Origin of the sequence: Gillisia sp. Hel_I_86 (assembly GCF_007827275.1) — a bacterium.
In the GTDB taxonomy this organism is placed as follows: Bacteria; Bacteroidota; Bacteroidia; order Flavobacteriales; family Flavobacteriaceae; genus Gillisia.
Genome location: NZ_VISE01000001.1, coordinates 1,686,958 through 1,701,034 on the forward strand (window position 1 = coordinate 1,686,958; position 14,077 = coordinate 1,701,034).

The window sequence follows — 14,077 nt, forward strand, 5'->3', positions numbered from 1 at the left end:
ATGCTCCCATTGTGGGCAACGGTCTTGTTTAACGCAAGTGGCGTGGAGTAGGGACACGTTTTTGTCGGCTTTGTTGTTTTCTTTTTGCTCTCTAAAATAACGCTTTTCAGCAATCTGCCCGCTATTTGCTGTTAAACGATGTTGTGGTGCGTTATTTATTAAGCAGACATTTTTGGGTTGACCTGAATTTGTCCTCCAATCGCTTTTAAAACTTTCATTATTGTTGCAAATTGAGGTTTTGCTCCATCTGATAAAGCTTTGTATAAACTTGGCCTGCTCAATCCTGTTTGTTCTGATATTTTAGTCATCCCAATCGCCTTTGCAATATGACCGATTGCATTAATTACATCTGCATTATCTCCTTCTTCTAAAACAGTATTGAGATATTCAGCGATCATCTCCTTGCTGTCTAAATAATCTGCAATGTCAAATTTTGAAGTTCCCATATTTTCTATTTGTTTAGTTTTTTCCAGATTTCTTTTGCTTTCTTTATATCATTTTCTTGAGATGACTTATCTCCACCAATTAGCAAAACAATTATTTTACCGTCCTTTTCTTTGAAATAAACACGATATCCTTTCGCAAAATTCACACGCATTTCTCTTATTCCATCGCCTACAGGTTTGCAATCGCCAAAATGCTCGTCATTTTCTATTTTTTGAATTCTGAATAAGATTTTTGATTTAGCTTTTAAGTCTTTTAGCTTTCTCAGCCATTTATCAAATTCAATTGTTTTTTCAATAAAGAACATAAATATTGTATCTACTTGGATACAAATTTACATTATTTTTTTGAATGAATAAAATTTAATTAGGTTTTCTGAACATGCTGAATAATGCACCACAACGGTCTTGTTTAACGCAAGTGGCGTGGAATGGGGACGCGAACTTGTCGGCTTTTTTGTTTGTTACTTGGTCTCTAAAATAACACTTTTCATCACAATGCCCGCTATTTGCTGTTAAACGATGTTGCCATTAGTACTTTTTATTCCTATTTTGTCTTCTCTTTTGTTTGATTGTTTCTCTTCTTGTTTTTGAAGTTGAAAAGCTCAGAATTTTTGACAATTGTTCTAAGAAGTTTTTTGAAATTTTTGAAGGTCTATATTTGGATATCATATGGCTATTGTTCTAATTTATTTATTAATTCATTAACTCTAGATATTCTTGGGGTTATTTCTTTTTTTACTCTTTTTTTATTTGTGAAATATCCATAAACTCCTATTCCGATTGTAGCTATATTTATAAAGATTAAACCTATTATAAAGTTTTCTGGTATCTTATTCCAAATACTGATATTAAATAGTATCATAATTGGGAAAACTGGCAAAATGCCCCAATAAAAATATGTTTTAAGAAACTTTTTTTGTACTAAAAGATATTCCTTGTTTTTTTTGAGATAATTTAGGTAATTTTCTTCCAAATCGCTATGCTTAAATTTTTTAATACGTTGATATTTAATTATTAAATAAACTGCACAAATCATTATCAATGCTATTGCCATTTTTGTCAGAATGAATGGAATCTTGAATAATAAAAAAATAGATACTAAAACTCCAAATACAGCTAAAATCGATTCGGAAAGTTCTAGATAGTTCCACCATTTGTGTAAACGATTTAAACTTGATTGTAATTCAATCATTAATTTTGATTTCTCAAATTTTATACGCTCTTGATTACTGGACGATTGCCAGATTTTAATTAATTCATCTTCAATCATAATATTTCATTTATGCAGTTAAATAATTTTGATTTTATCCGCTTGATTTTTACGGCTATGTGATTTTCAGATAATCCAAGTATATCTGAAATTTCTCGGTATGCTAATCCTTCCAAGTACAGAGCAACTATTGCTTTATCTCCTTCATTCAATTTTTTGACACACTTTCTTAAAGCTATTATTTTTTCATTATTTTTTTCATTACCCTCTTCCGAACCTAAATTAGAAATAGTCATACTATCTAATCTTATAAATCGATTTTGGGTCTTTGCGTATTTAGATTTAAAACGAAGACAAACATTTAATGCTATTCTAAACATCCAAGTGGCAATAGAAGAATTACCTTTAAATGAACTCATCGACTTCCATATGTGAACTAAAACTTCCTGAAAAAGGTCTTTCGAATCTTCACTACTAACTGAATAAATAGAGCAAATTCTATATAACTTATCCTGATTTTCTTGCAAAGCAGAAAGAAATATGGTTTTCTGTTTTTCCATTTTTAATACTTCCCTTTACTATTTTAGTTACCATAGTTTGATAAATATGACAGTTTAGTGTGTTTTTTTAGTAAATAATATGATGATAAAGCTCTTATTTAGTTAGAATGGTCAGTATTAATGGCAACGGTCTTGTTTAACGCAAGTGGCGTGGAATGGGGACGCGAACTTGTCGGCTTAGTTGTTTTTCACTTGGTGTCTAAAATAACACTTTTCACCACAATGCCCGCTATTTGCTGTTAAACGATGTTGTTAACAGGAAAAACTCCACCATTGATGTTTTGAAAACCTTAACAAATTAGCTCAATTTTTGTTTTTATCGATCATTTTTTAAAAGTTTTTGTGAGTTTAGGAAGCGTTTTTTGAACTTTCTAAAAATAATCTTTCTCCATTTTTTCAATATTTTGGATCCGAGTAGAATCAGTTTTTAAAGTTCAAAATTCTCATTTTTAGATTTCCTTCTTTTTTTTATCTTTTAAAAGTTGTTTTCTTAAATTTAATTTTTCTTTGAAATAGTCGGGGTAATTTTGTCAATTATCGAGAAACTTTATTTGATTTTTTTCTTAATAGTGAAGTGAAATTATCATTTTGGAACAGTCCGCTTTTTTTGTCATTTATCATGCAATTTTAAATGAAAACATTCTTGTTTTTATGAATCGGAGCAGGATTTTTTTCATGAAAGTTTTAGTTAGCAAACAACTGCTCATTTTGTCAATTTTTAGTACTTATATTTTTTTTCCGGTCTCTTTTTTCCTTTTCTTCTAAATAAAAAATCATTCAGTTTTTCTTGTTTGCAACGGTCTTGTTTAACGCAAGTGGCGTGGAATGGGGACGAGAACTTGTCGGCTTTGTTGTTTTCTTTTTGCTCTCTAAAATAACGCTTTTCAGCACAATGCCCGACATTTGCTGTTAAACGATGTTGCTAACAGGAAAAACTCCACCATTGATGTTTTGAAAACCTTAACAAATTAGCTCAATTTTTGTTTTTATCGATCATTTTTTAAAAGTTTTTGTGAGTTTAGGAAGCGTTTTTTTTACTTTCTAAAAATAATCTTTCTCCATTTTTTCAATATTTGGATCCGAGTAGAATCAGTTTTTAAAGTTCAAAATTCTCATTTTTAGATTTCCTTCTTTTTTTTATCTTTTAAAAGTTGTTTTCTTAAATTTAATTTTTCTTTGAAATAGTCGGGGTAATTTTGTCAATTATCGAGAAACTTTATTTGATTTTTTTCTTAATAGTGAAGTGAAATTATCATTTTGGAACAGTCCGCTTTTTTTGTCATTTATCATGCAATTTTAAATGAAAACATTCTTGTTTTTTATGAATCGGAGCAGGATTTTTTCATGAAAGTTTTAGTTAGCAAACAACTGCTCATTTTGTCAATTTTTAGTACTTATATTTTTTTTCGGTCTCTTTTTTCCTTTTTTTCTAAATAAAAAATCATTCATTTTTTCTTGTTTGCAACGGTCTTGTTTAACGCAAGTGGCGTGGAGTAGGGACGCGAACTTGTCGGCTTAGTTGTTTGTTTCTTGATCTCTAAAATAACACTTTTCACCAGAATGCCCGCTATTTGCTGTTAAACGATGTTGTACCTCGTGGCACTACGCAATTATGTTATTTTGTTGTATGCCTTTTTTTTCTTTTCTGAATTTTCATTTTTTTTACGTTTGAGTAAGAGTCAACCTCTATTTTTTGATTCTAAATCATTTTTGCCGTTTTTCAAGTCTGAGTTAAAATAAATCTTCTTAATTAAAAGTACTCAAATTATCCATTTTTCATGCTTGAGTAAAAATCGGAATAATAATCTAAATGCCTGTTTTTCTACTTTTTTCACATCCGAGTCAAAGTCAATGAAATTATTTGATTATTTGTTCTTAATTCCTATTTCTCATTTGACTTTTTTTAGATCTGAGTAAGAATCTGCGCGCTGATATTAAAGCTGTTTTATTTTTGCATTTTTCATCTTTTTAAATTCAGTTTCATAAGTCAGAGTTGAGTGATTTTTTAACTAAAATATTCAAAAAGTCAGCGCAACAGTTGCGGGAGATTGGTTTTTCATTCAGATTTCCAACAGTTTTTTTTGCGCATTTTCATTCTGTGCCATGAGTTACAACGGTCTTGTTTAACGCAAGTGGCGTGGAATAGGGACACGTTCTTGTCGGCTTTGTTGTTTTTTACTTGGTCTCTAAAATAGCACTTTTCATCAGAATGCCCGCTATTTGCTGTTAAACGATGTTGTGCGCTGCCCTCATTATATATTCAACAAAACTTCTACTTCTTTTTTTAGTTTTGGGAGATGGTTTATAACTATACTCCATATTAAATCATCGGAAATCATATCATATCCGTGGATAATTCTATTTCGTGTTCCAATAATCTTTTGAGCATTTTCAAGTTTGAAGTTTTTATCCTTTTTAAGTATTCGGTTTACAGCTTCGCCAATAATTTCTAGATCACGCTCAGTAGCCCTTTTCGTTTTTACGTCAGAAACATAATCTTCAAAAATTTTTGGTCTGCCCTCAAAATAACTATCAATCTCATTAATCGACTGTAAAATATCATACAGCCAAGTCTTTAATTCTTCATCCATAAATCATTTGTTTTGAAGAGTCGATAGATTGTCTCAAATATGGATTTTTAATTGCTTTATCTTCAAGCAAATCAACTTGTCTTTTCAATAGTTTTTCAAGCGATGTTTTTAAATCAAAATAATTGTCTGCGTAGTCATATAATTCAATTCCCTCGAAATCCACTATAAAATCAACATCACTTGTCTTTTTAAATCTATCCGTTAGTATCGATCCGAATACAAATAATCTGGACACTTTATGTTTATTGCACAAAGCTTTAATCTTGTCTCTATTTTTATCGATTATTTTCATATATCGAAAATACAAACTTTTTAAATGTAATTGAGAATATCAATCGAAGTTTTTCTCGGGTTGCGCACAACGGTCTTGTTTAACGCAAGTGGCGTGGGGTAAGGACGCGAACTTGTCGGCTTTGTTGTTTTTTACTTGGTCTCTAAAATAACACTTTTCACTGGAATGCCCGCTATTTGCTGTTAAACGATGTTGTACCTCGTGGCACTACGAAATTATGTTATTTTGTTGTGTGCCTTTTTTTCTTTTCTGAATATTCATTTTTTTCACGTCTGAGTAAGAATCAGTTTGAATTCTTTTCTTCTAAATTCTTTTGGTCATTTTTTAGGTTTCATAGAAAGTCAGATTTAAAAATCTAAAGGCATTAAAATTTTACATTTTTCACACCCGAATAAGAAATTCAGCTTCCTGCATTTAAAAATCATCGATTTTTCGTTCTTCATTTCAAATTCGCTTCCATTTCTTAAGGATCCGCGTAATGATTTTAAGGGCATCCAATTTTTACATTTTTCATCTTTTTTAAACTTTTCCATACAACTCGCGCTTCAGTGGTTTTTGTTTTTGTCTAAAAGCTTGAAAAAGTCAGCGCAACAGTTGCGGGAGATTGGTTTTGCATTCAGATTTCCAATAGTGTTTTTTTGCACATTTTCATTCTGTGCCATGAGTTACAACGGTCTTGTTTAACGCAAGTGGCGTGGAGTAAGGACACGTTTTTGTCGGTTTTGTTGTTTGTTAATTGATCTCTAAAATAACACTTTTCACCACACTGCCCGCTATTTGCTGTTAAACGATGTTGTTATGCGTTTTATTTGCAGGAACTTTCTAATGAAAACGTACCATCATCTTTTCGACTCATCTTATAACCATTATTTGTCATATAACTAAAATCAGATCTCCCATTCAGATGCCAAAGTATATATCCATACTGACAAATATTCTTCATGTTTCCAGCTTTATATTCTCTTTCAATTATTTCTATCATTCTATTTTTATAACTAAAAGGAGTATGAATTAAAATTATATATGGTGAAAATTCAATCTTTTGATCGCTATATTTTTTTAATCTTTTTAAAGATGGAAAGCCATATTTTTCAATAATTTCAATCATTCGATCTGTATTTAAAGTGTCAATTGGATTTAAAAAATTTTTAAATATTTCATTTCGTACAGGTTTTGTTAGGCTTAATTCCTTTTCAGCTTTTTTTAATTGCTCTTCTGATAAACTTTCAATACTATCTGTTAAATGTTTATCTAAAGTTCCGTAATCGAGATATTTACGTATTCCTTGATCAAGATTATACATGAATCTTAGTTCAGAAATTATATTATCAGCATCACGCTTTAGTAATGAATCTTTCTCAGTTTGTGCATTAATATTAAATGCAGAGATAAGACAAATAAGAAGTAATAATTTTTTCATGTTTGATTTTGTAATCAGGATTTTAGATTTGTTGCGTTAAGTTATTGAACTCAGGTTTTTCTTATAAAATGCATTACAACGGTCTTGTTTAACGCAAGTGGCGTGGATTAAGGACGCGAACTTGTCGGCTTTGTTGTTTGTTAATTGGTTTCTAAAATAACACTTTTCAGTAGAATGCCCGCTATTTGCTGTTAAACGATGTTGTAGCCAGTAGCTTTTATCCGAGTAAGAACTTTTTTTAGCGTTCTTATTTGAAAAATTATTATTTTAAAATCTCATTGATTTTTCACTTTTATCGTCTGATTGATTTTAGTTATATCTTTAAAATCATTCAATTTTTTGTGTCTAACAATCCTGAGTAAAAGTCAGAATAAGAACTAAAATCTTCGGTTTGAGTAAAATTCAGCGAACTGCTTTTAAATCATTTTTGTTCTTTAATTCTCATTTTAATTTGACGTTATCACGCCCGAGTAGATTCAGCGATTTATCTTTAAAATCATTCATTTTTTTGTAGCTAACATTCCTGAGTAAAAGTCAGAATAAGAACTCAAATCTTTTAAGTTCGAGTATATTTTCAAGCTAAAAAGTTAAAATATCTGTCCATTTTAAAGTAACCAGTATTAGAAATGTAATTCCTGTAATGGTGTATATTGCATCTTGCCAATAAAAAGTTCTCGCTCCCCATATTTTCCAATTATGGTCATATTTTGTTTTAATAGTTCCACGAGTAAACTTCCAATAAATTAGAGTGATTATTAAAAAAATCGATATTGCTATTACAGTTATCCAAATTTTTCCCATTTGTCGAATTTATAATTTTTACAATTTGAAATTACACTAATAATTGTTTACAAAATATGTTCTTTCCAGAATTTCGTTTTTCGGCTATTGGCTACAACGGTCTTGGTTAAGGCAAGTGGCGTGGAGTAGGTACACGTTCTTGTCGGCTTAGTTGTTTGTTACTTGGTGTCTAAAATATATCTTTTCATCGGAATACCCGCTATTTGCGCTTAACCGATGTTGTGGCCAGTAGCTTTTATCCGAGTAAGAGTTTTTTTTAGCAATCTAGTGTTGTTAATTATCAATTTAAACCATATTAATTTTCTCACTTTTCACGGTTGAGTAAGGTTAGTGTTCAAATTAAAAATTATTTAAACTTTTATACATTCTTGAGTAAAAGTCAGAAAAAGAACTCAAATCATTTAGGTTCGAGTAAAACTCGGAGCCAAAAGTATAAATACATCATTTTAAAATATGTTACCTTTAATTTTGACTGAAATCATCAATTAGTGAAATTAAGAAGGCAAATAATATAATTATTAGAAATTTAATATCAAAAAGCAGGGAAGCTGAAAACTGAATAGAGTAAGCATATTTTAATCAAATTATTATGAGACAAATTATTGTATTATTAGTTTTATCTTTTATTTCTTTAAAAGGTAATAGTCAAGAGAACCAAAAAAATAGCTTTGAAATAAAAACTATTTATCAAACCAAAAAGGTTCAAAAAAATATAGACGTTAAAAAAGTAGCTATTGTAAAAAATAAGACACTCTTTATCGTTGGGTTAAACTCTGATTTTGAACTTATTAGCATTGAAACAAATAATCCGTATATTCAAATGAAAGACCAAGGTTATGGACAATGTGTTAAGAATTGTAAAACAGGTGGCGAATCACCTTGTAAGGATTACGAAGGATGGAGTGAAGTTTTTTGTATGGCTGGTTGTTACATTGATTGTGGAATTGACTCAAACACTTACACTGTAAATAAGATAGCAGGTAGTATTGATATTAGTATTTATGAAAACGACTCATCTTCTGACAATGACGGTAAACTAGATAAAAAACTTATAAAAAATAAAAAGTTGAATAAATCAAATATGAAAATTAAGGAAAAAAACTAAAGGTAATAACTAAGTATTCGGCTCGCCGATAGGCAAGAGCTGAATATTGTGTTGACGAATCCGGTGGATATTGTCCTATGGGTAAAACGATGGAGTTAAGGTAGGATAATTGGAGAGAAAACTATTATTAAGCTGTCAAGATGTATCGAACTCACGCAATTTCTAACGGTATTTTTGTTTTTTTATATTTCCCTTTACAATCTTTGGATTTGATCGTTCATTTCAAAAGTTAGGGCATAGCACGGTCTGTCCGCTTTTGCAGATCAATTTTTAGCTGCCTATACTCAATTTTTCATCTTTCAATAGTACCCTCCACTTTACGGGAGGCCCACGGTTATCAAACACCAGGACTGTATGCAGTCTTCCTTTTTTACACGTAGGACATTGACGGTGCAAGAGTGGTTGCCCTGTTTTGATAGGCTCCATCTTATTAGTGGCCAGTTCGGCTTGTAGTTTTGGCAACTTCTCTTTTTTCCAGCTGCTGCTCAAAATGCCATAATGCCGTATGCGAGTAAATCCTTTGGGCAGGATATGCAAAGCAAACCGCCTGATAAATTCTTGGCTTGATAACGTTAAGCTGGTTTTCCTGCCCCCGTGCCGATATTCTTTGGCAGCAAACACCACCTGTCTATTGTTGCGATCGACAGCAACAATTCGATGATTGCTAATGGCTATTTTATGAGTGTACCTGCCCAAGTATTCAATGACATATTTCGGGCTTCTAAAAGGCTGTTTGGCATACACGACCCACTTTTTGTTGAATACCTTATTGTAAATTTTTTGCGGGATTTTCAACCCACTCCTTCTAAGTTCAGCCACGTACTTTGCCCTAAACACTTGGCTCATGGATTTTACATTGAACAAATATTTACCATCGTTCTTTGCCTTTTTCCATTTCCCTGATTTGCCCAAGCCGCCTCCTGGTGCAATACAGTGCAGATGCGGATGCAGGCTCAAATTCTGGCCCCAAGTATGAAGCACCGCAATCATGCCCATTCTGCCTCCCAGGTGTTTTGGGTTGTCCCCAAACTGCTGCAAGGTCTGCCATGCAGCTTTAAATAAACTCCCGTACACTATTTTGCCGTGGCCAAGGGCATAGCTATTGAACTCACTTGGAAGGGTAAACACCAAATGAAAATAGGGAATGTTCAAGAGTTCACCTTCCCTGGCTTTGATCCACTCTTCGCGCTTGTGCCCTTGGCATGTTGGGCAATGCCTGTTCCGGCAACTGTTGTAACTAATGTGCAGCCCGTGGCAACAATTGCATTTGTCAATGTGCCCGCCCATCGCTTTTGTCCGGCACCTTCTTATGGCCTGCAGCGCACGGTAATGCCATGAAGTCAGACTCAAACTTTTGAGCTGTAGCTGTTCCATTTCCAGAACGTCAGCTACCGTATGTTTGGGGCGCATTACCGGTAAAGCTTGTCCAAGGGAGAAAACTTCGAGCCACTGGGCAAATTGGCCACATGGAGGTAGGTCAGGGTCATCTCGATGTGCGCATGCCCCAAAAGTTCTTTTAGGCTGACAATGTCAACGCCATATTCCAACAAATGCGTGGCAAAGCTGTGCCGCAAGGTGTGGGCGGTAATCTTTTTGGAACTGCCTATCTTGCCTCGGTTTTCCTTGATCACCCAATGGATTCCATTGGTGGTCAGTCCCCGAGCTTTTCCATCTTTGGATACCTGACTGTTAAAAAGATAGATTTGGGGATTTTCTGTTTTAATGTACTTTTTTAGTCCTCTGATCAAATGTTTGCTCAAGGGAACATAACGATCGATCTTACCTTTTTTCTTGGGAACAAAGACCGTTTTGCGATCAAAGTCCAGGTCGGCCAATTTTAGGTTGCACAGTTCGTAGCTGCGGAGTCCACAGCCATAAAGCACGCCAATGATTAATCGGTGCTTGAGGTACCTTGGTGCTTTTAGAAGGCGTTTGACTTCTTCCTGACTCAACACAGTGGGCAGTTTGAGGTTCCTTTTGATCTGCGGCAAGGCCACTCGCTTGGCCTCCATGCCCATTACTTTGTAGGCGGCCCTAAGGCCAAAAATGGTGTGCTTAAAAAAGCTTTCAGAAGGGGTCTTGTGGAGTTTTTGGCAATAATAAAGGTAATCTTCAATATTTTCCACCGAGAGTTTTTCTGGGCTTTGATTATAGTGCAGGGCAAGGTGAGCCAGGCATCTGAGGTAATTGTTCAGGGTGCTCTTTGCCTTGCCATTGATGGAAAAGCTTTGTGCTAATTTGTTTTGAAGTGTGCTAAAACCTTCTACCTCTAAAAAGGCTTGTTCAGCAAGGGTCTTACTTTTTTTTAAACATGTTAAAGGATTTATAGTTTAGCTACAAATTAATAAATCCTTTACTTTTATGCATACAAGATCCTATTTGCCACAGTTTAGGCAGGCTTCCGACAGTAGGGAGGATTCGTTCAACAACGTATAAAATCAATTGCAATTAAGTGCTAAAGCAAAGGTAGTTGCGTTTTTGCTACATCTGATTTTCCTTGGGAAAATACTCGTACGCAAACCCGCAACTATTCTTATACAAATCCGTTGTAGTCTACAACTAATCTCTGTGGTTATTTTTTTAGCTTCTATAAATCTAAAACATTTGTCTATTTTAAAATAACCAATATTAGAAATGTAGTTCCAGCAATAATATATATAGCATCTTGCCAATCAAAAGTTCTTGCTCCCCATATTTTATAAATTTACCTTATTTTGTTTTGATGTACTACGAGTAAACTTCCAATAAATTAGAGAGACTATTAAGAAAATCGATATTGCTATTACTATTACCTAAATCTTTTCCATTTTATAATTCTTTAGTTTATTTCATTTTAATTTTCACCAAAACTTAATTGACAAATATGTTCTTTCCTAAATTTTGTTTTTTAGGCTATTGGCTACAACGGTCTTGTTTAACGCAAGTGGCGTGGAGTAAGGACACGAACTTGTCGGTTTTGTTGTTTGTTTCTTGGTCTCTAAAATAACACTTTTCACCAGAATGCCCGCTATTTGCTGTTAAACGATGTTGCCCACTGTAATATTATACCTAAACATTCTTAGAAAGATTTACCATAAGAACTCTCTTCCAAAAATTCTTTCGGCTCATTCATATTTATAATGTCTTTGATAGCTTGTTCTTTATTATCAGAATTTTTGTAATAAGATTCTGCTATTTTATACCCAATATAATATCCTAGATCAGCTGGACGTTTAGAATTGTAATTATAAAACCAATCTGTTTCTTCAAAAGTTTTGCCAGCGTCCACATCATTTTTAAATTCTAACCATAATTTTCTCTGGTTTTTCTGTCCATAATTAAATATAGCTGAATTCATAGATTGTTTTTCTAACAATAGTGTGGCAATAAAATCGGCAGAACCTTCTGTTATTGCTTGGGATAGCAGAGATTCATTCTCATTATCGCCATTAGGTTGTTGAGTATGTACTAATTCGTGAGCGATTAAGGATTTAATATCTCCGAAACTATTTTCAAAAACTTTTTTCATAAATCCATTTATTTCTGAAATATCTACTGTTTTGGGATTTACTGTGGCTATTTCTGTACCTATTAAAATCAATCCTTTATCCGTTGTGCCACCAGATTGAATTGGAGAAATTGCGAAACAAATATTTGGGGCTTGAAAATTAGGATAGTATTCCTCCATTTTATAGTAAATGGAATCAATTTCTTTCTTTTTATTCTTAACTTTTAATGTGAGAGGTCTAATCGTTTTCCAAAATTCTGGAGCTCCTTTTATCCAATTTACATACTGTTTTGCAGTAAAATTTCTCAATTCCAAGAACTTTTCAAATTCAGGGCTTGCTTTGTCAATATAAAGGTTTTGAAAAGTTTTAATACTGTCTTGACTTTCTTCTAAAGCATCATATGCATTCCAAAAGTTATCAATATCAACGGTAATTATTTCATAGTCTAACTCAGATTTTTTTTCCTGAGTACAGGATATTAATCCAATAAGCATTATTGTAAGAAGGAATTTTTTCAGCATTTGTTGTTTAATAAAATTTTTCAAAATATTATTGTGGGCAACGGTCTTGTATAACGCAAGTGGCGTGGGTACGGACACGTTTTTGTCGGCTTTGTTGTTTTTTACTTGATCCCTAAAATAACACTTTTGAGCAGAATACCCGCTATTTGCTGTTATACGATGTTGGCATTTCGTTGTTTTTCTATACTCCATATATTTCAACAATTTTACCCTCTTTGTTAAATACAAATTTCACTTCACTTTTAATGTCTTTATACGTGCCAGCTTTAAGATCAAAAAATCTAAAATTGGTGTAGAGAATATATGTGGTAGGATTAACTATTTGAATTTTTTGAATGATATTTTGAGCAAATTTAGTATTGCTCCAAGCGTTTTGGTATTGTGTATAGAGTTCTTTAGAAGTTGGATAATTAGTGTTCCAATATCTTTTTAGATTACTAGAGTAGTATTGATTTATTTTTTCAAAACTTCGATTTTCCTCTGCTAAAAGGAAATCTTCAATAACTTTCTTGAAACCTAGATTATTACTGTTTCGCAAATAGAAATCAATTTCTTCTTGTTCAACTGCTTTAACATATGATAAGAAGAATACTCCATTTAATGAACTTCCCCCATCTGGTCGACCTTCATCAAAAGCAAATTTTACTCTGCGACCAGCCTTTAATAATTCAGGTAATTGTCGCATACAAGCACTACACATATTTGGACCATAACCATAATCTAGATTAAATTTTATTCTCTTGCCATTTAAACTCCCATAATTAGTTTCCCATTTCTTACCAGTTTTTATTATTTCCATAACAACATTTTCCACCATTTGATCTTCTAAATTTGAATCGGTTATAACTCCATACATAAAATCATAACCATCTGAGATTCTGGAATAGAACTCTAAATTTTCTTGGTTATATAGCATATCCATTGTATACTCGTAAAAATCATTAGGATTTTCGCTTAAAGGTGGAGGAATAGCAGATTTGTAATCTAAATTATATGCTTTTTCCCAACCTTCTTTGATTGCGCGGATTCTATCTTCCTTTTTAGGATGACTTGCTGATTCTACGTTTGATCCAAGTTTTTTAATAGCCTTAGTTGCTTGATCTAGTGAAGCTCCCATTTTATATAAAACAAAACCAGAAAAATTATCTGCTTCTAATTCTGCCTTGTGACTATCTTCCAACTCTTTTAATGTATGACCAGATAAATGATGACCAATTTCATGAGCCAAGATTGATATTGAACTCCAATAGGAATTTGTTTCTGAATCGGCAAAATCTAGAAGTCGTTTATCGTAAAGTATAAATCTTTCGTTATTAATTATGGTTGCTACAGCATTTTCAATATCTGCTTGGTAAATTTTAAAATTTAATGGAATACCAGAAAATGAAGTTATATTTTGAATTACATCAATTTCTTTCTTATCTGCTAAATAAATCTCGATCTCATCACCTTTGCTATCTTCATTATAAGAGCATCCACTTTCCAAATTTTTTATAATTCCCTTATCAGAATTTGTGGAGGGTAACTTAATACTCGTAATATTTTGATTCAAAGTTTTGTCTTTGGAAGTACGATTGTTATTACAACTAAAAACCAATATGGCAACTGTTAATAATATAAATGTGATTTTCGCTTGCTTCATA

At 32.6% G+C, this 14,077-nt stretch carries 12 protein-coding genes; 1 reads left to right on the forward strand and 11 read right to left on the reverse strand.

Annotation, left to right across the window (positions count from 1 at the left end; translation table 11 throughout):
• Window positions 1-158: 158 nt before the first annotated feature.
• From JM83_RS07510 to JM83_RS07540, 7 genes are all read right to left on the reverse strand, one after another.
• A complete protein-coding gene (locus JM83_RS07510) occupies window positions 159-446 on the reverse strand; it encodes an addiction module antidote protein (protein ID WP_144960827.1) in 288 nt (95 codons plus the stop codon).
• 5 nt (window positions 447-451) lie between these two features.
• Window positions 452-751, reverse strand: a complete 300-nt coding sequence (locus JM83_RS07515; protein WP_144960829.1) for a type II toxin-antitoxin system RelE/ParE family toxin — start codon at window positions 749-751, stop codon at window positions 452-454.
• Between the two features lie 368 nt (window positions 752-1,119).
• Window positions 1,120-1,716 carry a hypothetical protein gene (locus tag JM83_RS07520; protein WP_144960831.1) on the reverse strand — a complete coding sequence of 199 codons (597 nt, stop codon included), beginning with the start codon at window positions 1,714-1,716 and terminating at the stop codon, window positions 1,120-1,122.
• On the reverse strand, window positions 1,713-2,216 hold the full coding sequence (locus tag JM83_RS07525) for an RNA polymerase sigma factor (protein ID WP_144960833.1): 504 nt from the start codon (window positions 2,214-2,216) through the stop codon (window positions 1,713-1,715). The genes JM83_RS07520 and JM83_RS07525 overlap by 4 nt, the downstream gene beginning before the upstream one ends.
• Before the next feature lie 2,252 nt (window positions 2,217-4,468).
• Complete coding sequence (locus JM83_RS07530) at window positions 4,469-4,807, reverse strand: DUF86 domain-containing protein (protein WP_144960835.1); 339 nt, start codon at window positions 4,805-4,807, stop codon at window positions 4,469-4,471.
• A complete protein-coding gene (locus JM83_RS07535; RefSeq protein WP_144960837.1) occupies window positions 4,800-5,099 on the reverse strand; it encodes a nucleotidyltransferase family protein in 300 nt (99 codons plus the stop codon). The genes JM83_RS07530 and JM83_RS07535 overlap by 8 nt, the downstream gene beginning before the upstream one ends.
• Before the next feature lie 805 nt (window positions 5,100-5,904).
• Entirely contained in the window at window positions 5,905-6,519 is a 615-nt protein-coding gene (locus JM83_RS07540; protein WP_144960839.1) for a hypothetical protein, read from the reverse strand.
• Between the two features lie 1,390 nt (window positions 6,520-7,909).
• Between JM83_RS07540 and JM83_RS07550 the strand changes: the two genes are divergently transcribed.
• Complete coding sequence (locus JM83_RS07550) at window positions 7,910-8,425, forward strand: hypothetical protein (RefSeq protein WP_144960841.1); 516 nt, start codon at window positions 7,910-7,912, stop codon at window positions 8,423-8,425.
• A 270-nt stretch (window positions 8,426-8,695) separates the two neighbouring features.
• Here the strand turns inward: JM83_RS07550 and JM83_RS07555 are convergent, their stop codons facing one another.
• From JM83_RS07555 to JM83_RS07570, 4 genes are all read right to left on the reverse strand, one after another.
• Window positions 8,696-9,835 carry an IS91 family transposase gene (locus tag JM83_RS07555; RefSeq protein WP_144960752.1) on the reverse strand — a complete coding sequence of 380 codons (1,140 nt, stop codon included), beginning with the start codon at window positions 9,833-9,835 and terminating at the stop codon, window positions 8,696-8,698.
• Window positions 9,835-10,551: a tyrosine-type recombinase/integrase gene (locus JM83_RS07560; protein WP_261376385.1), complete on the reverse strand. Its 717-nt coding sequence runs from the start codon at window positions 10,549-10,551 to the stop codon at window positions 9,835-9,837. Before JM83_RS07560 ends, JM83_RS07555 begins: the two co-directional genes overlap by 1 nt.
• Before the next feature lie 932 nt (window positions 10,552-11,483).
• A complete protein-coding gene (locus tag JM83_RS07565; protein ID WP_144960843.1) occupies window positions 11,484-12,626 on the reverse strand; it encodes a DUF2268 domain-containing putative Zn-dependent protease in 1,143 nt (380 codons plus the stop codon).
• Entirely contained in the window at window positions 12,616-14,076 is a 1,461-nt protein-coding gene (locus JM83_RS07570) for a hypothetical protein (RefSeq protein WP_144960845.1), read from the reverse strand. Before JM83_RS07570 ends, JM83_RS07565 begins: the two co-directional genes overlap by 11 nt.
• Between the last annotated feature and the right edge of the window lies 1 nt (window position 14,077).

Bases quoted from the DNA above. Each gene is read 5' to 3' on its own strand.
- JM83_RS07510 (WP_144960827.1), bottom strand. From the start codon at position 446: ATGGGAACTTCAAAATTTGACATTGCAGATTATTTAGACAGCAAGGAG.
- JM83_RS07515 (WP_144960829.1), bottom strand. From the start codon at position 751: ATGTTCTTTATTGAAAAAACAATTGAATTTGATAAATGGCTGAGAAAG.
- JM83_RS07520 (WP_144960831.1), bottom strand. From the start codon at position 1,716: ATGATTGAAGATGAATTAATTAAAATCTGGCAATCGTCCAGTAATCAA.
- JM83_RS07525 (WP_144960833.1), bottom strand. From the start codon at position 2,216: ATGGAAAAACAGAAAACCATATTTCTTTCTGCTTTGCAAGAAAATCAG.
- JM83_RS07530 (WP_144960835.1), bottom strand. From the start codon at position 4,807: ATGGATGAAGAATTAAAGACTTGGCTGTATGATATTTTACAGTCGATT.
- JM83_RS07535 (WP_144960837.1), bottom strand. From the start codon at position 5,099: ATGAAAATAATCGATAAAAATAGAGACAAGATTAAAGCTTTGTGCAAT.
- JM83_RS07540 (WP_144960839.1), bottom strand. From the start codon at position 6,519: ATGAAAAAATTATTACTTCTTATTTGTCTTATCTCTGCATTTAATATT.
- JM83_RS07550 (WP_144960841.1), top strand. From the start codon at position 7,910: ATGAGACAAATTATTGTATTATTAGTTTTATCTTTTATTTCTTTAAAA.
- JM83_RS07555 (WP_144960752.1), bottom strand. From the start codon at position 9,835: ATGCGCCCCAAACATACGGTAGCTGACGTTCTGGAAATGGAACAGCTA.
- JM83_RS07565 (WP_144960843.1), bottom strand. From the start codon at position 12,626: ATGGAGTATAGAAAAACAACGAAATGCCAACATCGTATAACAGCAAAT.
- JM83_RS07570 (WP_144960845.1), bottom strand. From the start codon at position 14,076: ATGAAGCAAGCGAAAATCACATTTATATTATTAACAGTTGCCATATTG.